This is a genomic window from Kitasatospora sp. NPDC056531 (assembly GCF_042794375.1).
GTDB lineage: Bacteria > Actinomycetota > Actinomycetes > Streptomycetales > Streptomycetaceae > Kitasatospora.
This window is the reverse complement of sequence record NZ_JBHTTU010000049.1, coordinates 1-24,262: the sequence shown is the minus strand read 5'-3', so window position 1 is coordinate 24,262 and position 24,262 is coordinate 1. Positions and strand designations below refer to the sequence as shown.

Sequence of the window (24,262 nt, the reverse complement as noted above, 5' to 3'; positions counted from 1 at the left end):
TGGGAGGCAGGTGGGTTTTGCCGGACATGAGCCCCCCCCGCAAAAACCCACCGCGGCCGGCGGGTGGGGGGGGGGGTGGGGGGGGGGGGGGGGGGCGGCCCGCCCCCCCCCCCCACCCCCATGGTGGGGACGCGGCCTGCCGCTCGCACGTGCCGGTGGCGCGGGTCTCGTCAGTTTTCTGGTGCCTGCGCCGGCTTGCCGGGGCGGTGGATGCGGTTGCGGTGTTTGGCGGCCCGCAGGAACAGCACGGTGGGCACGGAGCACACCAGGATCGCGAAGATGCTGGCCTCGGGGCCGAAGATCCCGCCGGTCAGGATGTCGGGGCCGCTGATGGCGGCGTGCAGCAGGCCGCCTGTCCCGGTCCCGGAGCCCGATTCGGCGGTGCCGAAGATGCCCTGCTCGGCGGTGTTCCAGGCGAAATGGATGCCGATCGCCAGCCACAGCGAGCGGGAGGCGGCGTAGGCCGCGCCGAGCATCAGCCCGGCTTCCACGGCGATCGACAGCGCGCCCCAGAGCGTCGCGTTTTTGTTGAGCAGGTGCAGGCCGCCGAACATGAGTCCTGAGACGAGTAGCGCCCCGTAGGTGCCGGTCTTCTCCTCCAGCACCCGGAACAGTACGCCGCGGAAGGCCAGTTCCTCGGTGACCGAGGCGCAGCTCATCAACCCCGTCGTGGCCAGCGCGCCGCCGATCGAGCCCCAGCCGTGCACGCGGTAGCCGCCGGCCAGCGCGACCAGCCCGATCGTGGCGCAGAACAGGCCCAGCCCGAGCATGATCCCTTGACGCAGGTCCGGCCGTGCCCGGGAGAGGGCGAGCTCCTGCGGCCTGCGTCCCTCCAGGTACCGCACCAGGGCGGCGTATGCGGCCAGGGCCAGTCCGGCCGTCGCGGCCCCGGCGATCAGGGCGGTCAACGTCATGCCGTCGGCGGCGCCGTTGATCCCGGCGCCGATCGCGTCCACGGCCAGCATCAGGACGAACAGCACCGGCAGGCGCACCCACGTGGAGGCCGCCCACCGCGCGCCGCGCCCGGTGTGCGCGTCGGTAGCCGTGGTCGGGTGGACTTGGCCGCCGGCCGGCTGCGCCTGTGTTCGGGGGTTGTTGTACGGCATGGTTTCCTCCTCGATGACCCGCTCGCAGCGGGTGGTGCGCTCTCTCGACGCCGGAACGCTACGGGCGATGGCCGCTGCGGATCGTCACCATGCGGTGGGCAATTGCCGCACCGTCCGGTCCCCCGAGCGAGCTACCGGGTTATCCCGCCCGGGGGGATGCCGCCTTCCCCCACCAGGCACTACGTTTGCCGTGCAAGACCGTCCGCCCGCACGGGACGCGGGCCGGGCGCAGAAGACGACAGGTCCCCCGTTCCGTCCGGAGAGCGAGCCGGCGGGCCGGCGCCGGACCCACCAGATCATGGACGGTGTATGGAAGGGCAAACAGCCCGTGACCCGTCGGAGCCGGCATCCCGCGTGCCGGGTCTCCCTCTCTGCCCGGGCCGGTCCTCGGCCGACCCGCCTGCGGCGCCCTCTGCGCGGGGCGTGGTTCTCGCCCCGAAGCTGCTGGCCACCGCCCTCACGCGGTTCCGGGGGCTGGCGCAGTGGTGGGGATCGCGCCCAGCCGTCACCAGGGACCGCGAGTTCGCGCTCGTCTTCACCGTGTTGTCGTTCGCGGACCCGCTCTCGCACATCGGGGCGCAGCTCGGCGACCTTCCTGCCCACCAGGCATCCGTCGCGAGCGTGCTGCTGACCCTGGGTCAGACCCTGCCGGTCGCCGTGCGCACCCGGTGGCCGGCCGTCTGCCTCGCGGTGACGGGAGTCTCCTTCGCGCTCCACGAGTGCCTCGGGTACCCGCCGACCTTCGGCAGCATTGGGCTGTACATCGCCCTGTACTCGGCCGGCGCCCACCAGTACCGCCTGCGCCGGGCCGTCGCGCTCGGGGCGACCGGCGGATACGTGCTCTTCGGCATCGTCCTGCACGCGCTGGGCTCGCCCGACAACGCGGGCGACCTCCTTCTCTACTATGGGGTGCTGGCGGCGCTGTGGGCCCTGGGCGCCCTCGTGCGCAGGCGGCGCGCGCAAGAGGCGGAGCAGCGGCAGCGCTCCGCGCAGGCGACAATCGCCGCGGAACGCAGCCGTCTGGCCCGGGAGTTGCACGACGTGGTGACCCACCACGTCACCGCGATGGTCGTGCAGGCAGGAGCCGCGAAATACCTCACCGGGGCCCCGGAACGTCTCGAGGAAACCCTCGACGCCATCAACGACACCGGCCGCCGGGCACTGGCCGAACTGCGCTTCCTGCTCGGTGTCCTGGACGCGACCGGAGAATCGCGGACAACCCAGGAGCGCACGCCGATGCCGGGCCGGATACCGGACCTGGTGGAGCACACCCGCGCGGGCGGTCAGCCGATCGAGCTGACCGAGGAAGGAGAACAACCGGAGATGACCATGGCCGCTCGGCTCACGGCGTACCGCGTCGTGCAGGAATCCCTGACGAACGCCGTGAAGTACGCCGCAGGCTGCGAGACACGGGTACGGCTGGCGTACAACCCCGGCTGGACGCACGTCGAGATCACGACCGCAGGAGCCGCCGGCGCGGCGCCCGTCTCCGTCGCACTGCGCGGTGGCGGACCGCACATGTCGGGAGGCCAGGGTCTGGCCGGGCTACGGGAACGGGTGGAGATGCTGGGGGGCGAGTTCGCGGCAGGTCCCGCCCCGGACGGCGGGTTCCGGGTGTCCGCGCGCATCCCGGCAGCAGGTGCCGCATGAGCACGCCACCCACGACGACCAGGGTGCTGGTGTGTGAGGACCAGGCTCTCGTACGCGCCGGCTTCGTCACGATCTTCTCCGCGCAGCCGGACATGCAGGTCGTCGGGCAGGCCGCGGACGGGCGGGCGGCGATCCACCTCGCGCAGGAGCTGAAACCCGACGTCATCGTCATGGACATCCGCATGCCCGTGCTCGACGGCATCGAGGCCACCCGTCGCCTGGCCGGCCCCGATTCCCCCGAACCGGCGAAGGTCCTCGTCGTGACGACCTTCAACGTCGACGAGTACGTCTACGAAGCCCTGCGCGCCGGCGCCAGCGGCTTCCTCCTGAAAGACGCGCCACCGCCCGAACTGATCCACGCCGTAAGGACCGTCGCGCGCGGAGATTCCCTCCTGTCCCCGGTCGTCACGCGCACCTTGATCGGCCGCTACGCCGAACGGCTACGCCCCGCCGACGCCCCCGCATCCCCCGAACGCGACCGCCTCAAGGCCCTGACCCCGCGTGAACACGAGGTCCTCCTGCTCATCAGCGAGGGGCTCTCGAACATCGAGATAGCCACCAGGCTGGTCCTCAGCCCCGAAACCGTGAAGACCTACGTCTCTCGCATCCTGGCCAAGCTGGATCTGCGCGACCGCGTCCAGGCCGTGGTCCTGGCGTACCGGGTGGGCCTGGCTCCGGGAGGCGAGCGGCCCTGACCGCGCGGGCGGTTACAGCCGGGGAAACCGCCGGAGCAGAGCGCAGTCCCCGGCCCGATCCCCGCCGCCGGGGATCGGGCGGAACCGGTACACCACGCCAACACGCGCAGGCTTGCGACCCGGGCGAGCGGACGCTCGTGCTGGAACGGTCTGCGGACCACCACCCCCGGGAGGTGGCCGGGCGATGCCGTCCGGCCTCCCCGCCGGATGGCGGCCGGCACCGACGACCGGCCGGCCGTACGCGGACCTGGAGGACTTCGCGGCCCTGCACCGGCCTGCCCGCGCCCGCCCTCGAAGCCCTCGCCACTGCCGGAGCCTTCTCAGCCTGGGTCTGACACGCCGCCAGGCCCCCGGAGCGGCTGCGCCGCGACCGTGCGGCGCTCGGATTGCGGGGCTCCTGGCCCCGGCGGCCCCCATCGCGCCCGCTGCCCCGGTGTCTGCCACCAGGGTGCGGCGACGCCCGCCGGCGCTCTTGTTGCCGCGCCGTGCCGGGCTCGGCCCTGGCCGCGGCGGACGGCGGCCGCCCTCCGGGTGCCGCCCGGGCCTCGGGGCCGGGCGGCATGTTGGCGGTCGCCGTTGTTGGACCCGCCGGGCGATGGGGCCTGCGGCTGAGGTTCCGGCCGTTCGGGCGGCCCGGCGCAGGGCCGTCGGTGCGGGGCTGCGGTGGAGCGTGCGCGAGCTCCTTGTCAGCCGCTCAGCTTGACCGCGCGGCGTAGGTCGTCGGCGTAGGCCTCGGGCTGTTCCCAGGCCGCGAAGTGGCCGCCGACAGGGTGTTCCACGTAGTCGCGAATGTTCAGGAACGCCTCGGCGCAGCTTCGCGGTTCCGGTTTGATGTCGTGCGGGAACACCGAGAGCACGGTCGGCGTGTCGATCCGGGCGGGAAGGTCGACCGGCTCGACGTAGGTGGTGAAAGAGGTGCCGATTGTGCCGGTGACCCAGTAGGCGGTAACCCGGTGAGAAGCTCGTCCGTGGTGAAGGCCGGCCCGTCGGACCAGGACTCCAGCTTCTCGACGATCCACGCTGCGAGGCCGGCGGGGGAGTCGCCGAGGGCGACCGCGAGCGTGTTCGGCCGGGTCGACTGTTCGGCGATGTACCCGCCCTCGGTTCGGAACCACTGCGCCGACCGGTCGAGGTAGGCCGCTGCGTCGGGCGTGAGCGTCGCCGGGTCTGCCGTGAGCGCACGCTGCGGGGCGATGTTCGTGAGGTGCAGGGCGGCCACCCGGTCCGGGTGTTGACGCCCTCGGTGCGGCCGTTGTGGTAGGGCAGGGTCAGGCCGGCGTTGACGGCGGCACGGTCGAGTTCCAGGCCGTTGCAGAAGCTGTGCAGGTGGGTGTCGGGCTCGGAAAGTCATCGTCGCAGGTGGCAGTGGTGGAGCAACCTCGGCTGGCACTGTCCGCGTGATCGTTTCGCTGCTTTACAAGGTGGCCCGCAAGCTGTTGTCCGTACCCGGGGTACTGCTGCGCCGCGACATCGCCAAGGACGCGGAGCTGCTCGTGCTCCGGCACGAGAACGCTGTGCTGCGCCGCCGGATATCAGGACCGCTCCGCTACGAGCCCGCGGACCGGTTCTGGCTGGCAGCGCTCTCCAGCCTGATACCCCGTCGCCGTTGGCGGACAGTCTTCCCGGTCACGCCCGGAACCCTGCTGGCCTGGCACCGCCGACTCATCGCGGCGAAGTGGGACTACAGCACACTGCGCGCCCGCACCGGACGGCCGGCGACCAAGGCAGCACTCAAGAAGCTGATCCCGCAGCTCGCCCGAGAGAACGCGCAATGGGGACACAGGCGCATCCAAGGCGAGCTCGCTCGTCTCGGGCATACGATCGCCGCATCCACGGTATGGGAGATCCTCCATGCCGCCGGCATCGAACCGGCCCCCCGCCGTACTGGCCCGACCTGGCGCGAGTTCCTCACGAACCAGGCCGAAGGCATCCTCGCGGCGGACTCCCTCCGTCTGGACACCGTGCTCGGCCGGCGGCTCTACGCGCTGGCGTTCCTCGAACACGGCACCCGACGCCTGCACATCACCGGCATCACCACCCACCCCACCCGGGACCGGGCGGCACAGTGGGCCCGGAACGTGGCAGCCGACCTCGGCTCCCACGCGGAGTCCCTCCGCTTCCTGCTACGCGGCCGGGACGGCAAGTACGGCCAGTCCTTCGACGCCGTCTTCGAGGCCGAGGAGATGGAGATCCTCAAGAGTGCGCCGCGAACTCCCCGGATGAACGCCCACTGCGAGCGAGTGATCGGGAGCATCCGGCGTGAGGCCCTCGACCATGTCCTCGTCATGAACGAGGCCCACGCCCGGCAGGTCCTGACCGCCTACCAGCAGCACTACAACGCACACCGCCCCCACCGGGCACGAAACCAGCTACCTCCCGGCGCCCACGAGCAGCCCACCACACACGACCTCGAAGGCCGCAAACTCCTGCGCACCCGCGTCCTCGGTGGCGTCATCAACGAGTACCGATACGCAGCTTGACCAGCAGCTATGATTTTCCGAGCCTCACAGGAAGAACGAGGCGGAGGCCCCGGCGATCGCCAAGGCCGTCGCGGAGCACTGCGCGCGGATGCGCAACCGCCTCGCGGTGCTGCACACCCAGCAGGACGCCACACCCGAGGCCGCCGCGAAGGTCCCGGGGCTGTTCGGGCTGGGCGAGGACGAGGCCCAGTGCACCACCGTGTACTACCCCTGGCTGCAGGTGCCGGGGATCGATGGTGCGGCCCGGACCGTTCCGCCGACGGGCCACGTCGCGGGGATCTGGGCCCGGACGGATACCGAGCGCGGGGTGCACAAGGCGCCCGCGAACCAGAGCGTCCAGGGCGCCGACGCGCTGCACACGGCGCTGACCGACGCCGAGCAGGGACCGCTGAACCAGGCCGGCATCAACTGCCTGCGGGCCTTCCCGGACCGCGGCCTGCTGGTGTGGGGCGCCAGGACGCTGTCCACCAGCCCCGACTGGAAGTACCTGAACGTCCGCCGCCTGGTCAGCTACCTCACCGAATCCATCCACAGCGGCACCGACTGGGCCGTCCTTGAACCGAACGGCGAACGCCTGCGCGCGAGCCTGCGCCAGGCCGTGACCTCGTTCCTGGAGAACCAGTGGCGCCAGGGCACGCTCATGGGCCGGACCCCGCAGGAGGCGTTCTACGTGACCTGCGACGCGACCAACAACCCGCCCGGCTCGACGGACGGCAAGGTGGTCATCGACATCGGCGTCGCCCCGGTACGCCCCGCCGAGTTCATCCAGTTCACCGTCACCAGGGCCTGCCGCGCGTAGCCGGGCCGGCCTACAGCCCCGACACCGTGTTCGCCGTCGGGCCCCGGTTGCCGGGCCGGCTCCGTCGACCATCTCGGCGAAGTGCTGACCCTGAGATCCCCGGCGGGAGTCGAGCTGACACGGGCTCCCCGGCCTGTGGTCCTCAGCCCTTGCCGAAATGCACCGCGGGGAAGGCGCCGGCTGCCCTGAGGGTTTTAGAGAAGCCACCGGCCAGTTCGGTGAGGCGTGCGGTCGCGCCCGGGCCGAGGTGGTCGTACGGGGCGGCGTCGAGACGGTCGGTGAGTGCTTCGGCCTCGCCGCGCAGGGTTGTGCCCGCCTGCGTGAGGTCGCCCGCCTCGTCCAGCAGGCCGCGCTCGCGCAGATGCTCGCGGGCGGTGTCCCACTGCTGCGCGGACCATCCGCGGGTTCGCATGAACAGCGCCGATGTCGGCGCGGTGCCGGTGGCGTTGTGCAGGACCAGCGCCTCGATGCCGGACAGGCCGGCGATCGCCAGGGCGGCGAGGTGGCCGTCACCGCGGTGTTCCCGCAGCAGCGTCGCCGCGTGCCACAGGGCCAGATGCGGTTCTTCGGGTACCGGAAGGTCGGCGTTGGCAGCGTAGAGCGGCCGTGCCTCCCGGCGGCAAGCTTCGGTGGCGCGCAGCGCGAGTTCGGCCGCCTCGGTCAGGTCCGCGGACATGAGGGCCTCCTTCCCGAGTAACCGCCGCAGCGTCCGGTCCGCGCCGCGCAGCCGTGCCGTGAGCACCGCGTGCGGTGGGGTGAGGGTCCACGCGGCGGGGATGTACCGCTGTACGTGCTCGTGGTTGAAGTTGTAGAACGTCGCGGTGACGGTGCCCGCGTCGATGGCCCCGAGCGGTGCCGCGCGGCTCGCGAGGTAGGCCATGGCTCCGCGCTCCAGCCCGAGTGCCGCGAGTTCGTCCTGCGGCTCCGGCGCGAAGTACACGGATGCGTGCAGCGGGCTGACGGCGTTGTGGCAGTGGCGGCCCGTGCTCGCCTCGAGGTTCGTCATGGGGTGGCTCCGACGTCGGTGATCAGGTGGGGTCGTGCGGCCGGACGGGAAGGGCGCGTCATGCTTCGCCCGTGGGTCCGTGGTGGGAGCGGTCAGTCAGTCCGGCCGCGGTCTGCGTGAGGTGGCGGGTCAGGAGCTCTACTGCGGTGTCGGCGTCGCGGGCCAGCGCCGCCTCCTCCAGCCGGCGGTGCTCCAAGGCGCCGTCCCGGTCGGGATTGCGGTGCGCCGACCAGCGGCGGGCCAGCTCGCTCGCGGTCCACATCCGGTCGAAGGTCTCCAGCAGGACGGGGTTGCCGCAACCCTCCAGCAGAGTGCGGTGGAAGACCCGGTGGGCTTCGGCCCATGCGCTGCTGTAGTGCTCACCCTCCTCCGGCACGTACGCCGGGGTGCGGGTCAGGCGGTGGTGGGCGGCTCGTACGCGGGCTTCCCAGTCAATGTCGCCGCGTTCGACGGACATGCGCAGCATGGCCGGCTCGATGGTCCGGCGGGCCTCCGCGACCTCCTGCCAGCGACGGTCGGAGAACGCCGGGACGGCGAAGCCGCGGTTGGGCAGCCGGTCGGCGAGGCCCTCGCCGACCACCCGCACGAGCGCCTCACGTACGACGGCCAGGCTCACCCCCTGCTCCTTGGAGAGCTCCTGGGGCTTGAGGGCGTCACCGGGGGCGTGGTCCCCGCGCATGATCGCGTCCCGCAGACGGAGGTAGACCTGCTCGGAGAGCATCTGCTTCCCGGCCGGGGCCTGGGTGTGGGTCGTCTGGGTCATGTCTGCATGATAGACGATCAGAAGAATAATCGATTAAAATCTCTATGGTCGATCTCGGCGATGGGCGAGGCGCAGGAGCGGCACCACCGACCCCGGGGGCTGCCGCTGACCAGTGCGGCCCCAACGCCGAGCAGCATGGTCCCGGCGACGAGGCCCGCCATGCCCTCCAGGCTGCGGGGGCGCAGCCACTGCGGCGCCGTGGTGAGCGTCGGCAGGAAGGCGCCGGCCAGCAGCGCGACGAAGACGCTCGCATCCGACCGCGCAGCTCGGAAGCAACCTGCTCATGGAGATCGAGGACGCGGGCAGCACGGCCAGGTTCCTGATCGGTGACCGCGACTCGGAGTTCACCGCCGCGTTCGACGCCCTGATGACCGACACTGGCCTGAACATCGTGGCCACCGGCATTCGGATGCCGCGGATGAACTCCCTGATGGAGCGCTGGATACAGACCTGCCGCAGGGAGCTCCTGGACCGCACCTTGATCTGGAACCAGCGCCACCTTCTCCACGCGCTGCGCGAGTTCGAGACCTTCTACAACGAGCACCGGCCGCACCGAACCCTGACGCAAGCCGCGCCACTCCGCCCGCTACCCGAACCGATCAACGAACCAGCACAGATCAGACGTCTGGAGGTCCGTCGGCGAGACCGACTGGGCGGCACCCTCCACGAGTACCAACATGCCGCTTGACCAGGCCGGATGATTAATCGGCACCCGCAGTGATGGCCAAGATCGAGCGCGACTACAAGCGGATGTGCGAGTACGTCGGCATGGCCCGCCGCTCTGGCCGCATCCCTTGGGACGCGATCCGCGACGACACCCAGATCGCCGTTGAAGCTCCGCTCTCCTTCACCGGCCCCGGGGACTTCTTCGCCGCCGTGGAAGCGGCCGTCGACGATTACCGTGTCGACCGCCAGGCCGGCCAGCCCGTTCGGCTTGAGCTGTGGTGCGAAACGGCAGGAATGGTCCCACAACTGGCGAAAATCGGTGCGGAGTTCGGCATCGCCTGCTTCTCCGGTGGCGGATTCGATGGCCTCGCGGGCAAGCACGACGCCGCGATGCGGGCCATCGCGGGCGGCGCCAAGACGCGCATCCTCCACGTTGTTCTCTCGGGCTTCCGTGGGTGTGGTATGACGCTTCACTAGCCGTTTGACCTGGGGTTTTCTCTAGCATCTCTGGGGCTGTCAACCGCCACCCCGACCGCTCCTCCAACTGAACAAGGCCCCGGCCCGCCGACCGCTCGATGGCTGACGGCCGGGGCAGAAGCGGTGACTCCGCCCCGGCCCGGGGAGTTCACTGGAGGCCATGTCGAAGCACGTCGTCGTCGTGCCTCTGCGGGACCGTCTCAATTGCCGAGTCCGACCGCGCGGCGCAGATCGGTGGCGTAGGCCTCGGGTTGCTCCCAGGCGGCGAAGTGGCCGCCGGCATGGTGTTCCACGTACGCGCGGACGTCGAGGAACGCCTCGGCGTAGCTTCGCGGTTCGGGTTTGGTGTCGTGCGGGAAGACGGAGAGCACGGTCGGGGTCTCGATCCGGTGGGGGAGGGTGACCGGTTCGGTGTAGGTGGCGAACGAGGTGCCGATCGTGCCGGTGGTCCAGTAGGCGGTGACCCAGGTCAGCAGTTCGTCGGTGGTGAGGGCCGGCCCGTCCGACTGGTCCGACCAGGACAGGAGTTTCTCGGTGATCCAGGCCGCCAGTCCGGCGGGTGAGTCGCCGAGCGCCACGGCGAGCGTGGTGGGTCGCGTGGACTGGGCGGCGATGTACGCGCCCTCGGTACGGAACCACTGGGCGGCTCGGCCGAGGTAGGCCGCCGCGTCGGGCGCCAGTTTGGCCGGGTCGGCGCTGAGCGCGTGCTGCGGGGCGACATTCGTCAGGTGCAGGGCGGCGACCCGGTTCGGATGCTGGACAGCGAGGAGTTCCGCGACGGTGCCACCCACGTCTCCGCCGGAGACCGTGTACCGCGTGTAGCCGAGCTCGGCGAGACCGTCCCCGACGATGCCTGCGATCTTGTCGGCCGACATGCCGGGTGTGGTGAGCGGGGGTGCGAACGGGAAGCCCGGCAGCGCGGGGACCACCACGTGCAGGTCGGTGAGCAGGGGCAGGATGCGCTCGAAGCGAAGCACGGAGTCCGGCCAGCCGTGCAGCAGGACGACCACCGGGGCGCCGGGATCGGCGCAGCGCTGGTGGATCACGCGCAGGTCGGTACCGTCCGTCTTCACCGTCTCCCAGGGCAGTGCGTCGATGCGGCGCCGGTGTACGTCCCAGTCGTATCCGTTCGCCCAGCGGTCGAGCAGTTCGTCGAGGCGGGTGCCGGTGATACCGCGTGTCGTGTCGTTACTCCACGGGCTCGCGACGCGCCGGGTCCGCCGGATTCGTTCTCGGGTCTCCTCATCCATGTGTATGAGCGTACACATGATGTGTATTCTCGTACACATGATGGAACGGAATGCCGACGCCACCAAGCAGCGGATCCTGGAACACGCGCAACACCAGTTCGCCCAGCACGGGTACACGGCGGTCACGGTCAAAGCCGTGGCCGACGCGGCCGGAGTCTCGCCCAACCTGATCACCCGCTACTTCGGCGGCAAGGACGGCCTGTTCCTGGCGGCGACCCAGGTGCGGATCCCCGTCTCGGACACCTTCGACGGCGACCGCTCCACCCTGGGCGCGCGCCTGGCGGCCAGCATCGTGGAGCGATGGTTCACCACCCCCGGCCAGGACCCGCTGCTCGTGCTGCAGCGCGCCTCCGGCGAACGCCCACAGGCCGCCGAAGCACTCGCCGACTTCCTCGACACCAACTCACTCGAACCGCTGCACCACTACCTGCGCGAGACCGGCCTGCCGGACGCGGACGCCCACAGCCGCGCCGCGGCGATCGACGCCTTCGTCCTCGGCGTCTCGACCCGCCGCCGCGTGCTGCGATCCGAACTCGGCGACCGAGCCGCCCTCCAGGCCTGGCTGAGCGCCACCATCCAGCGCCTCGCCGACGGATGAGGCGCGAAGGCCCGTCGAGGTCACCCACCCCGGGCCGTGGGCAGTCCAGCGCAGCGCGACCGCACTGGACTGCCCACGGCCAGTCCAGTGGCGGACCCGGGAGTCCGCCGCCAGCCGCACATATGGGAGCGCCAGCGCCGTGCCGCCCTCCAGTCAGCCGGCCTGCTGGTCCATGGCACGGCCGAGCGCCGTGACGGCGCCGTCAACCTCGTCGCCACCCGCCTCGTCCCGCTCACCCTCGCGCCCGGCGCCCGCAGCAGGGACTTCCGATGACCGCTGCGCGCCCCCGATTTGGCATCCGGGCAGGTCAGCGAACCCCAAAGCCCGGTGACGGACCCGCAGAACGCCGGATACAGTCAACACCCGCACGATCGAGAGGGCGCCATGGCCGACACCACGACAACCCGCGCCCGCAGCGGCCGGCCCCCGGGCGTGCGTACCGAGGCCGAAGGCCTCACCGAGCGCCAGCGTCGGGTGATCGAGGTCATGCGCGACTCCGTCCGGCGCCGCGGCTACCCGCCGTCCATGCGTGAGATCGGCCAGGCCGTCGGCCTGACCAGCACCTCCTCGGTCTCCCACCAAGTGAAGGCGTTGGAACGCAAGGGCCTCCTGTACCGCGACCCGAACCGGCCCCGCGCCTACCGCGTCTGGGCCGATTGCCAGGCCACGCCCGCCGACACCACCGGGAACATCGGCGTCCCCGTTCCTGTGCCGCTGGTGGGTAGGATCGCCGCCGGCGGCCCGATCCTGGCCGAGCAGACCGTCGAGGACGTCCTCCCGCTGCCCCGCCAACTGGTCGGCGAGGGCGAACTGTTCGCGCTCACCGTGCGCGGAGACAGCATGATCGAGGCGGCCATCTGCGACGGCGACTGGGTCACCGTCCGCCGCCAGCCGGTCGCCGACAACGGCGACATCGTGGCCGCGATGATCGACGGCGAAGCCACGATCAAGCGACTCAAGCGCGACAACAGCGGGGTCTGGCTGATGCCCCACAACCCCGCCTACGAACCCATCAACGGCGACAACGCCACCATCCTCGGCAAGGTCGTCGCCGTGCTACGCCGTCTCTGAGGGTCCGGACGGTGGCCAGGGACGAGGACAGGACCGTGCCGGAGGAGATGACCGTGCGGGAGTTGTGGGACAGGACCTATCTGGCGCTGCTGCCCTGGACCCGGGTACCTGTGGGTGATCTGCACGCACGCTGCGCGGAGGCGGTGACCGCGGCGCTCGCCGTGCTGTGGGACGGCTTCGGCGACGCGCTTCTCGACGCGCCGGCCACGGACGGGCAGGTCCACGCGATCGTCGCCGCTCAGAGGGCGTACGGGCTCGGATGGCGGGACGCGGTGCTCGGCGATGTCGCGGCACGGGCCCGGGCCGCACGGCTGGGCGATGGGCCGGGCGGCCTGTGGACACCGGCCGAGCGCTGGAACCGTGGCCGGGGACGGGCGTTCCGCCCCACCCTTCGCCGCAACCTGGAATTCTTCGCGATGCATCCCTGGGCTGCGGAGTTGGAGCACCTGCGGACTGTGCGGTGCGCCGTCGAGGCCTCCGCAGCCGATCCGCGCTCCGCGTTCACCTCGCTCTTCCGTACGGCCTGGACGAACAAGGCCACCGAACGCCGGGGGTGGCAGGACGCCGAGTGGTGGCAGTATCTGGAGGTCGAGGCTCTGGCGTCCTGGGCGGTGGTCGCCCTGGGCCTGCCCGCAGAAGACCCCGCGAGCGTCGGACTGGCTGTTGAGGAAGCCGCCGAGGCGGTGAGTCCGTCCGACTGGACCTGGACGGGAACGGGCCTGCCGGACGGCTTCCTCGACGCGGCCTTCGCCGCACTGGCCCTGTGACGCCGACAGGTGTCGAGTTCCCAGTCGAATCAACGCCCGCCATCGAGCAGGGTCTACGCCAGCGGCCACCGCACGATCTTCAAGAGTCCACACCACCCTTGATCGTCTCGCGGTAACCGCACGCGTCAGGCGCCGTAGTACTCACCGTCGTCACCCTGAACCTTCGCTTCCAGGACCTTCGCCGCCTCGCGCATCTTCGTGATCACCGCATCGCTCGGGTTCTTGGACACGATCCGCCCGGCACTCCACCACATTGGAACCACCACGAGACCGGGATCAGGCCGGGCACGACTCCTCCCGCGTGCCGCAGGTGCCGGCGGCCATCGTGGAGTCCCACGTCACCGACGGCACCCCGGGCATGACCTTCTCGCAGGATCTGCGCCTTCCCGACCCGTCTTGACCTTGTCACCAGACCAGCGGCCCGACCAGCCCGCACCCGGAACAGCTCGCACATCCTGCCCCGGGTGAACCTCTCCTCACGCTCGGCTCAGCCGCCCGACGTCTCTGGTACGGACGGGAGTTGTCAGTCCTCGTCCCGCAGGCGGGCTGCGGTGACCGCGACCAGGCCGTGAAGGTCGCACACCGGCACCACCGGTGCGGGACTGATCCCAAACTCCCCATCGGGCAGATAGGCGACGTTGCAGCGAAGGCAGAGAAAGGTGGCGCTCCAGGCGGCGGCCAGCGACGGCTGGATCTCCGAGTACTCCTCGAACTGCCGCCGGAACCGGTCCGCCTTCCTGGCGCGCCTGACGGACAAAGCCACCCCCGCGACGACGAAGGGCCCGCCCAACATGCCGAACGCCAGCAGAAAACCCCGGACGTGAGGCTTGTCGGACGTCAAAACTGGCGGCAGGACGAACAGCAGGAACACCGACGCGAGAAAAAACAGGGACGCAATCTCGCATCCCAGACCGGGCTTGGCCAGCCGCGGCCGAGGCGGTGGAGCGATCTGAACCGCCAGCAGACTGCTGGAGACGCCCGAGGTATGGACGGTCGACCGGCCGTAGGCCGGCACCACACCGACCCCGCTCGCGTACGCGACACCGGAGGAATAACCGGTACTCGTCCCGGAGTACCGGCTACTCTGCGACTGGTAGACGCTCGGCACGCTGCGCACCTGATCGAGCGCGCCGCACTGCGGGCAGTTGATTCGGCTCACAAGTCCCCCGAGGTCGGCCGACAGCAGATGATCACGGCACAGGCGGCAGAAACCCGGCAGATGACTGATGCCAAGGGCTCGCTGGCAGGCATGACATGAAGCGAGGGAGTCCAAAGATCGGTTGTGACGCCTGACCTGGGCTCTCGTCCGCGCCCTGGACCTGACGGGCCGGATGGTGCCGGACGTGCCAGCCCCGCGATTACGGCCGACCGGCCGCTTCTGGACCAGCCGGCCTGGTGAGGAAATGCTGCCGTACCTTGTCGGTGACGACCCGCCGCAGTGTCGGCTGCACCACCTCGGAGGTCGGGATCGCATCCCACCTCATGTACGGCCACCAGCGCTCGTGCGCGGCCAGTAGCATCCGCTCGCCGCCCGCGACGTCGCCCTCGACGGCGTACCAGCCGGCGAGCCACAGGCAGAGGTAGTACTGCTCCGGGAGCTCACCGAGCGACTCGACCAGCCCGCGGCCGCGGGCGAAGTCGTTGGTCTCGGCGATCGCCTCCCAGGCGACCCGCTTCTCGCGCGGCCCCAGCGCCGCGAAGTCGCGGTCCAGCAGCCACTCGCCGATCACGCCCTCCCGCGGCACGAGGGGCCCACCCCAGTCGTAATGGCACGGCAGCAGCCACTCCACCGGCCGGAGGTCGAGTTGCTCGGCCAGCCAGAGCAGCCGGTCTCGCAGGATCCGGCCCTCCGGGATGTGGTCGGCCGCGGCGCGCAGTCGGGGCTGTGCGGGCGCGCCCGCATACAGCTGGGCGGCCAGGAACGCCTCGTCGAACGGCATGTCCTGGTCGCACAGGGTTCCGCCGCCCGGCCCCTGGTGTCCAATCAGCAGTTCGGCCAGCTCGCCCGCCTCCGCGAAGCGGTCCTCCCAGCAGAGGATCTGGATGGCCGCCGCTCCGGCCTCCCATGCCGGGTCGGGTCGTGCGGTGGGATCGGTGGCCAGCGCGAGCAGTTTGGGGAGCACCTCTCGGTGTCCGCCGTGCCGGGCTCGGGAGGTCAGGCGTTCTGCAGATGTCACCCCACCACCCAAGCACAGTGGGAAGCCACTTCGGGAGGTCGCGGTCGGCCGGTGCTTCGGCGGTTCGTCGTTGGCCGGCCGTGGCGTGCAGAAGCCGTTCCCTGTCGTAGGGCACGGCCGTGGCCGTCGCCGTGACGACCGACCGCACGAACGGCGCGAGTGCTGGAACTGCTCTGCGACGAACGGTCACCGGTCGACTGGGCCGCCTCGGCGGACGTCCTGTGCCGGATCGGCGACCTTCGACGGCGGTGTGGCCGCCGCAGCAGGATGACCACGGCGTGGTGACCGACCGGGCCGACGAAGAGGCCGAGCTTGTTGCGGCCCCGGCGGCCCGCCCAGCAGAGTCTCAATACCCCGTGGTTATCCCGCCCGCCTACTGTGACAATGATCCAGTGAAGGAAGCCCCCACTTCGCCGATGCCCGTCGTCCTCGGCATAGACGACCTCCGGCCGCTCCCCAGGGCCACGCGGATTGCCCGCACCAGCCGCGAAGGCATCCAGCTCCTGGAAGAGCACCGCGACAGATTCATTGACGAGCTATGGCTCGACCACGATCTCGGCGGCGACGACACCATCATGCCGGTGGTGACCCTCATGGAAGAAGCCGCCTTCAACGGACGACCCTTTCGGATCGGAGCGGTCTTCGTTCACAGCGCCAACCCCATCGGTGCCGAAACTGTCGTCCGGTCACTCGCCCGCTGGAGCTATCGTGTCCAGCGGGCAACGGCCTAGGGAGTCCGGACTGGACCGACTCCGCCTACCTGGGCGGACTGCGATGCACGACCACATTCCGCCGCTGGCCGATGAGGTCCTCGCTGGTCGCGGTCTGCTGGCCGCGGATCCGGTAGGTGCCTTGTCGAGGGCGGCGGGTGTAGACCGGGCCCGCACGCCGACGTCGGGTGACAGACTGTCAGGATGGATCACTCCGGCCGCCCGGTACGGCGCCAGCTTGCCCCGCCGTTCTCCCACGCCGATGCCGCGATCGACGTGCCGCTCGTCGAGCGGCACGGGCCTGTGGGGCGTTCCCCGTTCTCCACGCCGGCTCCGGATCAGACGGCACCCGCGAACGGGTCGTGCCGGGCAGATGCGCACGGCGCGCGGCGACGCCTCGGGCCCGGCGGATTTGCCGCCCTCTCCAGCGGGAACGAGGGCTGATAGCGATGCGGACGTGGGGGAGCAGGACCGGCAGGGCCACGGCGGGGGGCTGCGCTGTTGTGCTGGCCGCGATGCTGGGGCTGACCGCGTGCGCGGCGCCGCCGGGCGGCCACGACGGCCCCGTGACGGCCGAGGGAAACAGCACGCCGTCACCGATAGCGGCACCGGCCACGAGCTCGCAGACACCGTCCGGACCGAAGGAGGAGACCTACACCATCCCGCCCACGTGGACGGAACCGGTGCGCTGGGCGGTATTGCCGCGCGGCTCCAGGACCGCCGCCACAACCGGCTACCAGACCGGTTTCCCGGACACGACCGAGGGCGCGGTGGCTGTGCTGGTGGCCGGGACCGCAACGAACATGCAGTCCGGCACCAGCCATGCAGACCAGCAGGCGGCCATCTACCACACCTACCTGTCCAGCACCGACCAGAGCCCGGACGGCGAGGCCAAGGTCAGGGCGAAGGCACAGCAGACCGAAGCCGAGAACCGCAGCGAACTCGGGCTGCCGACGGACGGCCCCCTGCCCAGCGGGGCCTTCGTCCGCAGCAACGTGGTGGGGTTCAAGGTGATCCAACAATCCCCGAGCGAGGTGACGGTCTATCTGCTGACCAAGGTCAGCCGAAAGGCGGGCGACACCTCCCCGGTCAAGGACGCCTACGTGATCTCCGTGCTGGGCGCCGCGTGGCAGAACACCGACTGGAAGATGAGCGTGAAGGCGACCACCGACGCCGTGGCCCGGACCCGCGGACAGCAGTCGCCCGCCCTCGCTGCACCGGGCGACGCCAAGTTCAACGACGCCGGGTGGACCGCGCTTCGGCAGGCGGCCTGAGAGGGTGTAGGGCGTCAGGGGGAAGGGTTTACGCGCGGCATGCGTCGGAGCGCTGACCGTCGTGTACTGCTTCTGGTGGGAGGCCGCTGCCTGCGCGTGTACGCTCGGGCTGCTCGCGATTGTGGGGTCGCTCGCGATGCCTCGTGTGGCGTCAGTGATTCCAGGGCCGTCTCTCGCCCGGGTACACCTGGGAGGCGCAGTCGTCGGCGAGCACAGCGATCGTCGCGCGGCCTTCGACCCGCTCCAGCCAGTGCTGCGGCAGGCGTACGTCGCCCTGGTGAGCGCCGAGGAGGTTGCCGCAGATCGAGCCGGTGGAGTCGCTGTCGCCCGAGTGGTTGACGGAGAGCAGGAAGGCGGCCTCGATAGGGGTGCGGGCCGGCCTGGGGTCGCAGACGGTGCCCTGACTTCCGATGTAGTAGGTCTGGACGCGGGTACGACCCAGCAGCGCGTAGACGCCGATTGCCAGGGCCTCCTCCGCGACCCAGCCCGCGCCCAGGGTCTGAAGCTTCTCCGCTGTCGCCTCACCGTCGGCGGCGAGGTCGACGGCCTTGCGCAGCGCGGTGGTTGTCTCCTCGTGGCCGGGGTAGCGGGCGAGCAGCTCCATGGCTCGCAGTACCGCACCCTGCGGTGACTCGCCGTGGACCAGATGGTTGATCATGGCAGCGAACGTACCGGCGGCGTAGTAGCCGGTGGGGTGGCCGTGCGTGATCTCGGCACACTGGGCGGCAAGATGGAGCTGGTGGACCGCTGATTCGTGCTGAGCCTGCGTCTGGGCGAGGGCGGTATTCGTCTGCCAGCGGACGGCGACGAGGGCCGCGGGGATACCCGCGAGGGCAGCGATCGAGGCTATGACGGACAGGTCCATCCCGGCAGAGTAGAGGCATCGTAGCAAGCAGGGGAGGCCGCTTTGAGCAAGATGACGGGTGGGCCGACGGCCTCATGGCATCCGGCACCAGGGTGCTGGGCGTGATCATCTTCCAGACGGTGGGCTGAGTGCCGGTGGCTGTGTAGCGGTCGTGCGGGACCGGCGAGCGGTCGCCCAAGGGTTCTGCTTCTTGGCTCGGATCGCCCGGAAGTAGCGCTTCATGGCGGCGCTGTCTTTCACCCAGTCGCCCATCTCCGCGATCTGGTCCTCGGGCACGTCGGCTTCTTTGAGCTCGGTGGCCCCGCCGGCGCGCAGCCCGTGCGCGGTGACCTTCACGGCGGTGGCCGCGTTCAGCAGGGCGTTGAAGCCGAGTTCGACACGCTGCGTCTCGCTCAGGTGGGCAAGGCGCCGTTCGGCGGCCTTTGCATGGGTCTTGACGTACCTGTTGATGGCCTCGCCGCTGAGGAACGACAGCTCGGTCCACTGCTCGGTGGTGAGGTCGTGCGGGGCGTTCGGCACGCAGCCGCCGCCTTGGTGGAGGGGACAGGATTGGGGGGTGAGGCGTACGGCCAGGCGGCCGGCCTTGTCGAGGGCGCGGAATGCGGCCTCGTGCTCGGGCTGGTGGATGCGGCGGCCGTACTCCAGCCAGGCGCGCATGCGGCGCACCGGGCATAGCTGAGGTGCGTCGTCGCGGGCGGGCACCCAGCCTTCGTATACCGAGCCGTCCTTGCGGGTCTTGCGGTCTGCCAGGCGCACGTCCATGCCGTCCGGGTACAGGGTGAGGTGGGTGACCGTGAGGCGGGCGAGCTCGATCCGGCGTGTCAGCAGATGGAAGCCGAGGGTCAGGATCGCGGCGTCGCGCAGGTCGGCCGGCCGGGAGCGCTCGTCGCACACGGCGAGCATTTCCTCCAGGTCGGCCTCGCGCACCGCCGGGGACTGCTTCTCGGTGTTGGTCTTCGACCAGCGGGTCCGGTAAGTGGCGATCATCTCCTTGACCTCGATGGTGCCCGGACGGGTGCGGCCGGGGGTCTTGCGTTCCTGCCAGGTGACGACCGCGGACTTGTACGCCGAGACGGTGTTCGGGTCGTACCCACTGTGGATCATCCAGCCGATGTACTCGATCAGCGTCGCCGTCGTGCACGGCAGCGCGACGCGGCCCCGCTCAGCGCACCAGTGCTGGAACAGTTTGACCTGGTTGTCGGCGTTGCGTCGGGTGTTGTGCGGCCAGGCGTCCTGGTACAGCCGGGCGGTCTTTGCGCCGATGACGAAGTCCCGTGCGGTATAGGTGGGTTGGGCGAAGGGCGTGGGCAGCTCCTGGCCCGCGACCAGCACGGTGTCCCGGGTGAAGTCACTGACGTCCAGGCCTGTGGGCTTGTCGCGTACGGCAGGCAGCCGGTCGGCGTCATCGGCGAACTCGCCGTTCAGGACCTCCAGTTCGGTGCTCACTGGCTGCTTTCCGTCGGGGCGGGGATGTGGGGGTGCGGGCTGTAGGGGACGCGGTGCGGGTTGCGGTCGACCTCCCAGCCGCCACCGTGGTTGACCATCGGCCAGCCGCCGGGGATCGAGGCGTCGGTGAGAGCGGGATCGCCGGTGTGTCCGGCGACGATCACGATCAGGCCCGTGGCTGAACTGCGGCCGTACCACGGTGCATTGCCGGATGGCTCGGGTTCTGCGACACGGGCTCGCTGCTGGCCGGCGGCGGCCCGCCGCTCGCGTCGGTCCGCCTTCGCCTGGGCGGCGAGCTCGGTGCCCAGCTCGTCGATCCGCCGACCATAGCTGCGCAGCTCGGCGGCGAGTCTCTCGGCTGCCCGTTCGGCCAACTCGGCCCGCGCCTCGGCGCTGCCGGCGCGCTGCTCGGCCGTGGCGGGGTCGCGGCCGGTCTTACTGGCGGCGGCGTCCGGGGTCTCGGAGTGCTGAGTCACGCGCGGAGCCCTTCTGCTGAGGATCGCTCTGACAGCGGTTGCCTCGTATATTGCAACTTATACGAGGCTAACAATGTTAGCCAGTGGCGGAAGGTCAGGAGAGGTGTAGGGGCCCGGCCCTGAGGCACGTACGAAATCTCGGGGATGGTATCGCACCCCGTGCCGGGCTCTCGAGCACCGCACGAATTCGGGCGGTGGGTCGGCCTGGCCGGCACCGGGACCCGTGCGCGGCAGCCGCCTCGGGGCCACGTGGTCCCGAGGCCTCGACGGCGAGAGCCGAAACCGTCCCCCGGGGGGACGGTTCCGCCCCCAGGGCAACGGGCCCGGATGTCACAGGCCGCCGTCGGCCCGCTGGTGAAGTCGGATCGCTTTTCGGCGAACAATCATCGGTCTTCCCGGATGGGGAAAATGGCTAAAGTGCCATTTCCGTGAAGTCGCGGATCTGCGATGTTTGCACCGCGTCCTCGGCGACAGGTACAATCTAACAGCGCTTTGGACGAGCGAAGTCCTTATGTCGCCACCATCAAAGACTTCGAACGACTCCACTTCAAACCGTTTTACTAAGAGTCATTGGCGTGGAACTGATGACAAGCGACAGTTTCGAGATCGGTTCTGACCGAAAATGTCACCCGATCCCGTCATGAACTCCGGTGATTTCGCACCGGACATGGTGAAGCCCGCCCGGACCTTCCGTCGAAGTCGGTTCCGAGCGGGCGCTGCAGGCCGCGCGAGCGCAGCCGATTCACCAGCGGCGCAGCAAGGTGGCCACCTTGCTGCGCCGCACCTAGTCGCTAAAGGCCCTGACCACGGCGGTCACGAACCTCAGGATCTCGATGATCAGCGGCAGCTTGTCGCGGCGTTCCGCGTCCTCCGGTTCGATGTTTCGGCTGGACCCGCCGTCGCCAGCGCTCTCGTGCTGGGGCGACTCGTCGACCTCACCGGGCTTCCTCCACCTGAACCACCTGAACATGGAACGCACTCCTCTCAGTAGAACCACCCGAGCGGGCGCCCGGGCGCCGGGGCGGCGCCCAGAACACGGAGAGAGGAGTCCAGGAAGGCCCTGGAATTCTGCTTCGAGCGCGATGATATCCATCAGCTGGGGAAATCTTCAAACCCGCCGTCGGGGCGGCTTGGAATCAATATCGCCGCGATATCGGGGAGTGTCGGTGTGTCCGCTTTTGACGGTTGTCCGGCGGAGCTAAATTACCGTCAGGTAGCATTCGGTGTGTCGCGGACTTCGACCGATGCCGACCGCGATCCGCCCCCTTGGAGGCCACGATGACCGCACCCCTCGCCCGGATCGCCGCCGTGCGCGCCTTAGTACTGCAACCGCAGTTATGGGGTGTGGCCTCGGCGTTTGTAGTGGCTGCGGCGGGCCCGGGTCTGGCTACGCCGTCGCCAGTATGACCAGCACAGATGGTGTGCGGCGGTGAGGCAGTGAGGGTGGAGGAGCAGGCCGATGAGTCGGCGGATCTCCGCGACGGACAGGGGTATCAGGCGGTCGTGGCCGGGTCCGGAGCCCCCTTTGACAGCTCGTGTGCGCGGATGGCGGTCAGGCAGGCGAGTGCGGCCATGGACAGGGTGATGTGCCGGTACCACGCCTGGTAGCGGCGGACCTGGTAGTGGTCCAGGCCGCACTCGTTCTTCGCGACCTGGAAGCACTCCTCCACCTGCCACCTCGACCCGGCGACCTTGGCCAGGTCCGTCAGCCGGGTGCCGGCAGGGCCGTAGCAGACGTAGTAGGCGGTCTCTGTCGGGTCGCTGACGCTGCGTCGGGCAAGCACCCAGTGGCCGAAGCCGTTCTCCCAGCAGATCCGGATCGGCACCCGGGCCCAGTCGTAGATCCGCTGGCCGTGGGCACCGGCTCCGCAGGACAGGCGCTTCCACGCCTGCCGGGGCAGGGAGGCGATGAGCTGGTCCACCCGGGCATCCCCGCCACCGGTGGTGATCACGGTGTCGTTGACCTTGGTGGCCAGTACGTGGGCCACACCGCGTTCCTCCAGCCAGAACCGCAGGGTCTTGACCTGGCCGTATGCCTCGTCGGCGGTCACCCAGGCGAACGGGACGTTCGCGTCCAGGGCGCGTTGGAGCATGGCCCGGAAGTGCTCGATTTTCGTGGCGAACGGAACGTCGTCTTCGATTCCGGCGGCCCGGCAGCGCGCACGGTCGTCGGTCCAGGACGCCGGCAGGTACAGCTCGCGGTCGATCAACGCCCGCCCCCTGGGCGAGGCGTAGGCCAGGAACGTCCCGATCTGGCAGTTTTCGGTGCGGCCGGCAGTACCGGTGTACTGGCGCTGGACGCCGGCCGAGCGGGTGCCCTTCTTGAGGAAGCCGGTGTCGTCGCCGATCAGCACCGCCTTCTCGTCGCCGATGCTCTCGATGACGAAGTCCCGCACGTCGTCACGGACGGCATCGGCGTCCCAGTCGGCCGAGTTCAGCAGCCGCTGCATCCCGTCCGGGCACTCCTCACCAGCCCGTTCCGCCAGCGACCACCCGTTCTTGCGCTCCAGCGGGGCGATCAGTCCCGCCATGTACTCCAGCGCCCGCCCGCGAGGCTCCGACCTGGTGAAACGCGACGCGAAGCGGGCGTGCAGTCCCGCCAGTGCCGCCTTCCACTCCTCGACCTGTCCCACCCCAAGATCAATCACTCGCCAAGTCAACCATGATCAAGTGCGGTTGCAGTACTAGGGTCTGTTTCAGAAGTGGATCAAGGTCATGCGATGATCATGTTCCATGGCTCGGGGAGATCTGACGGACGCCCAGTGGGCAGTGCTGGAACCGCTGCTGCCGCAGGGCATCAAGCCCGGTCGGCCGCCAGTGCACACCAAGCGGCAGCTGATCAACGGCATACGGTTCCGTACCCGTACGGGCATACCGTGGCGGGATCTGCTTGGGCGGTACGGGCCCTGGGAGACGGTGTACGGGCTGTTCCGCCGCTGGCAGCGCGACGGCACGTGGCACCGGATTCTCGAGCAGCTCCAGGCCCGCGCTGATGCAAAGGGCCTGATCACCTGGAACATCTCCGTGGACTCCACGATCGCTCGCGCGCACCAGCACGCGGCTGGTGCGCGCAAAAGGGGGACCTGCAGGTCGAGCCGCCCGGCGGCGTCTTCGTCGAGCCCGACGACCACGGGCTCGGGCGCTCTCGCGGTGGACTGACCACCAAGATCCACCTGGCGGTCGAGCAGGCGCAGAAGCTGATGTCGCTCGTGATCACGGCCGGACAGCGCGGGGACTCCCCGCAGTTCCAGGTCGTCCTGGGCCGTGTCCGTGTGCCGCGTCTCGGCCCTGGACGCCCGCGTACCCGGCCGGACAAGGTCCGCGCCGACAGGGCGTACGGCTCCCGCGCGAACCGCGTCCACCTGCGCAGACGTCGTATCGGCTGCACGATCCCGGAGAAGCGCGACCAGATCGCCAACCGCAAGAAGCGCGGCTCCCACGGGGGCCGGCCGCCGAAGTTCGACAAGGACGACTACCGCGAGCGTCACGCGGTGGAGTGCGGCATCAACCGTCTCAAGCGCCACCGCGCGGTCGCCACGAGGTACGACAAACTCGCCGTCCGCTACGAAGCGACCGTGCTCGTCGCAGCCATCAACGAGTGGCTGTGACCAGCACTTTCGAAACACGCCCTAGCTTGAAAGACGCGCGGGATCGTGGCGTGCGCGGCGGGGCGGGACTTCGTGTGGGTCGACGACGAGATCGGCGACGCCAACCGGGCGTGGGTGGCGGCGCACCACCCGGGGGACGCGCTGCTCCGCCGGGTGGAGGCCCGGGTCGGGCTGGCGGCGGACGACTACCTGGCGGTGGCGGCGTGGTTGCGGGATCGGACGGGTGGGTAGCGGGGGAAAGGGGGTGCGAAGTGGCGCAGAAGGTAGGCGGTTACGTCGCGGTCGGGGGGGGGTGCCTCTATGGGGTTCGTCAAGGAAATCGGGCTGCGGTCGGGTGGCACCGGCAGGCAGCATGGCGGCATGCCGGATCTGCTGTGG

General features: G+C 70.1%; 23 protein-coding genes and 4 pseudogenes. 15 read left to right on the top strand and 12 right to left on the bottom strand.

Translation table 11 applies throughout. From position 1 onward, the window contains the following. Window positions 1–170 precede the first annotated feature (170 nt). Entirely contained in the window at window positions 171–1,106 is a 936-nt protein-coding gene (locus ACFQ87_RS30695) for a CPBP family intramembrane glutamic endopeptidase (protein WP_380614111.1), read from the bottom strand. A 423-nt stretch (window positions 1,107–1,529) separates the two neighbouring features. On the opposite strand from ACFQ87_RS30695, the gene ACFQ87_RS30690 reads away from it, so the two are divergent. After that, complete coding sequence (locus ACFQ87_RS30690) at window positions 1,530–2,756, top strand: sensor histidine kinase (RefSeq protein WP_380614110.1); 1,227 nt, start codon at window positions 1,530–1,532, stop codon at window positions 2,754–2,756. After that, window positions 2,753–3,451: a response regulator gene (locus ACFQ87_RS30685; protein ID WP_380614109.1), complete on the top strand. Its 699-nt coding sequence runs from the start codon at window positions 2,753–2,755 to the stop codon at window positions 3,449–3,451. Before ACFQ87_RS30690 ends, ACFQ87_RS30685 begins: the two co-directional genes overlap by 4 nt. 686 nt (window positions 3,452–4,137) lie before the next feature. On the opposite strand, the gene ACFQ87_RS30680 is transcribed toward ACFQ87_RS30685, so the two are convergent. Beyond that, entirely contained in the window at window positions 4,138–4,299 is a 162-nt protein-coding gene (locus tag ACFQ87_RS30680) for a hypothetical protein (RefSeq protein ID WP_380614108.1), read from the bottom strand. Window positions 4,300–4,848: 549 nt separating this feature from the next. Here ACFQ87_RS30680 and ACFQ87_RS30675 point away from each other — a divergent pair. The 3 genes and pseudogenes from ACFQ87_RS30675 (at window position 4,849) to ACFQ87_RS30665 (ending at window position 6,730) form a co-directional block, all read left to right on the top strand. Further along, complete coding sequence (locus ACFQ87_RS30675) at window positions 4,849–5,931, top strand: integrase core domain-containing protein (protein WP_380614107.1); 1,083 nt, start codon at window positions 4,849–4,851, stop codon at window positions 5,929–5,931. Between the two features lie 49 nt (window positions 5,932–5,980). After that, a pseudogene (locus tag ACFQ87_RS30670) lies at window positions 5,981–6,382 on the top strand (phage tail sheath subtilisin-like domain-containing protein); the annotation flags it as partial. After that, the gene (locus tag ACFQ87_RS30665) at window positions 6,374–6,730 is read left to right on the top strand and encodes a phage tail sheath C-terminal domain-containing protein (protein ID WP_380614141.1); all 357 of its coding nucleotides are present in this window, start codon (window positions 6,374–6,376) and stop codon (window positions 6,728–6,730) included. The pseudogene ACFQ87_RS30670 and the gene ACFQ87_RS30665, both read left to right, overlap by 9 nt. Before the next feature lie 142 nt (window positions 6,731–6,872). Here ACFQ87_RS30665 and ACFQ87_RS30660 read toward each other — a convergent pair whose 3' ends face one another. Together ACFQ87_RS30660 and ACFQ87_RS30655 are read right to left on the bottom strand one after the other, a co-directional pair. Next, on the bottom strand, window positions 6,873–7,736 hold the full coding sequence (locus ACFQ87_RS30660; protein WP_380614106.1) for a hypothetical protein: 864 nt from the start codon (window positions 7,734–7,736) through the stop codon (window positions 6,873–6,875). A 58-nt stretch (window positions 7,737–7,794) separates the two neighbouring features. Beyond that, window positions 7,795–8,499, bottom strand: a complete 705-nt coding sequence (locus ACFQ87_RS30655) for a GntR family transcriptional regulator (protein WP_355676964.1) — start codon at window positions 8,497–8,499, stop codon at window positions 7,795–7,797. Between the two features lie 259 nt (window positions 8,500–8,758). Here ACFQ87_RS30655 and ACFQ87_RS30650 point away from each other — a divergent pair. Then, a pseudogene (locus ACFQ87_RS30650) lies at window positions 8,759–9,187 on the top strand (integrase core domain-containing protein); the annotation flags it as partial. 32 nt (window positions 9,188–9,219) lie between these two features. Continuing rightward, on the top strand, window positions 9,220–9,642 hold the full coding sequence (locus ACFQ87_RS30645) for a hypothetical protein (RefSeq protein ID WP_380614105.1): 423 nt from the start codon (window positions 9,220–9,222) through the stop codon (window positions 9,640–9,642). Between the two features lie 200 nt (window positions 9,643–9,842). Here ACFQ87_RS30645 and ACFQ87_RS30640 read toward each other — a convergent pair whose 3' ends face one another. Further along, the gene (locus ACFQ87_RS30640) at window positions 9,843–10,892 is read right to left on the bottom strand and encodes an epoxide hydrolase (RefSeq protein ID WP_380614104.1); all 1,050 of its coding nucleotides are present in this window, start codon (window positions 10,890–10,892) and stop codon (window positions 9,843–9,845) included. A gap of 37 nt (window positions 10,893–10,929) precedes the next feature. Between ACFQ87_RS30640 and ACFQ87_RS30635 the strand changes: the two genes are divergently transcribed. From ACFQ87_RS30635 to ACFQ87_RS30620, 4 genes are all read left to right on the top strand, one after another. After that, window positions 10,930–11,490 (top strand): TetR family transcriptional regulator, encoded by a 561-nt coding sequence (locus ACFQ87_RS30635; RefSeq protein WP_355676299.1) that lies wholly within the window; start codon window positions 10,930–10,932, stop codon window positions 11,488–11,490. A gap of 87 nt (window positions 11,491–11,577) precedes the next feature. Continuing rightward, window positions 11,578–11,763 carry a hypothetical protein gene (locus tag ACFQ87_RS30630; protein WP_380614103.1) on the top strand — a complete coding sequence of 62 codons (186 nt, stop codon included), beginning with the start codon at window positions 11,578–11,580 and terminating at the stop codon, window positions 11,761–11,763. 111 nt (window positions 11,764–11,874) lie between these two features. Next, the gene (gene lexA, locus ACFQ87_RS30625; protein WP_380614102.1) at window positions 11,875–12,561 is read left to right on the top strand and encodes a transcriptional repressor LexA; all 687 of its coding nucleotides are present in this window, start codon (window positions 11,875–11,877) and stop codon (window positions 12,559–12,561) included. Between the two features lie 11 nt (window positions 12,562–12,572). Then, window positions 12,573–13,328, top strand: a complete 756-nt coding sequence (locus ACFQ87_RS30620; protein ID WP_380614101.1) for a hypothetical protein — start codon at window positions 12,573–12,575, stop codon at window positions 13,326–13,328. Window positions 13,329–13,851: 523 nt separating this feature from the next. Here ACFQ87_RS30620 and ACFQ87_RS30615 read toward each other — a convergent pair. Continuing rightward, window positions 13,852–14,601, bottom strand: a complete 750-nt coding sequence (locus ACFQ87_RS30615) for a hypothetical protein (protein ID WP_380614100.1) — start codon at window positions 14,599–14,601, stop codon at window positions 13,852–13,854. Between the two features lie 85 nt (window positions 14,602–14,686). After that, entirely contained in the window at window positions 14,687–15,505 is an 819-nt protein-coding gene (locus ACFQ87_RS30610) for a hypothetical protein (protein WP_380614099.1), read from the bottom strand. A gap of 119 nt (window positions 15,506–15,624) precedes the next feature. Between ACFQ87_RS30610 and ACFQ87_RS30605 the strand changes: the two genes are divergently transcribed. Together ACFQ87_RS30605 and ACFQ87_RS30600 are read left to right on the top strand one after the other, a co-directional pair. Continuing rightward, on the top strand, window positions 15,625–16,236 hold the full coding sequence (locus ACFQ87_RS30605) for a cyclic-phosphate processing receiver domain-containing protein (protein ID WP_380614098.1): 612 nt from the start codon (window positions 15,625–15,627) through the stop codon (window positions 16,234–16,236). A 545-nt stretch (window positions 16,237–16,781) separates the two neighbouring features. Further along, window positions 16,782–17,489, top strand: coding sequence for a hypothetical protein (locus ACFQ87_RS30600; RefSeq protein WP_380614097.1), 708 nt, complete (start codon window positions 16,782–16,784; stop codon window positions 17,487–17,489). 151 nt (window positions 17,490–17,640) lie between these two features. Here the strand turns inward: ACFQ87_RS30600 and ACFQ87_RS30595 are convergent. The 5 genes and pseudogenes from ACFQ87_RS30595 to ACFQ87_RS30575 all read right to left on the bottom strand — a co-directional run. Further along, window positions 17,641–18,219 (bottom strand): annotated as a pseudogene (locus ACFQ87_RS30595) (ADP-ribosylglycohydrolase family protein); the annotation flags it as partial. 240 nt (window positions 18,220–18,459) lie between these two features. Continuing rightward, window positions 18,460–19,800 carry a hypothetical protein gene (locus ACFQ87_RS30590; RefSeq protein WP_380614096.1) on the bottom strand — a complete coding sequence of 447 codons (1,341 nt, stop codon included), beginning with the start codon at window positions 19,798–19,800 and terminating at the stop codon, window positions 18,460–18,462. After that, a complete protein-coding gene (locus tag ACFQ87_RS30585; RefSeq protein WP_380614095.1) occupies window positions 19,797–20,276 on the bottom strand; it encodes a hypothetical protein in 480 nt (159 codons plus the stop codon). The genes ACFQ87_RS30590 and ACFQ87_RS30585 overlap by 4 nt, the downstream gene beginning before the upstream one ends. Before the next feature lie 784 nt (window positions 20,277–21,060). Beyond that, entirely contained in the window at window positions 21,061–21,246 is a 186-nt protein-coding gene (locus ACFQ87_RS30580) for a hypothetical protein (protein ID WP_380614094.1), read from the bottom strand. Between the two features lie 523 nt (window positions 21,247–21,769). Further along, complete coding sequence (locus tag ACFQ87_RS30575; protein ID WP_380614140.1) at window positions 21,770–22,909, bottom strand: IS701 family transposase; 1,140 nt, start codon at window positions 22,907–22,909, stop codon at window positions 21,770–21,772. A 100-nt stretch (window positions 22,910–23,009) separates the two neighbouring features. Between ACFQ87_RS30575 and ACFQ87_RS30570 the strand changes: the two genes are divergently transcribed. Further along, a protein-coding gene (locus ACFQ87_RS30570; protein WP_380614093.1) for an IS5 family transposase occupies window positions 23,010–23,884 on the top strand; the annotation gives its coding sequence in 2 pieces (ribosomal slippage) (window positions 23,010–23,399 and window positions 23,402–23,884; 873 coding nt in all). 30 nt (window positions 23,885–23,914) lie between these two features. Beyond that, window positions 23,915–24,115: pseudogene (locus tag ACFQ87_RS30565) on the top strand (hypothetical protein); the annotation flags it as partial. Window positions 24,116–24,262: the final 147 nt, after the last annotated feature.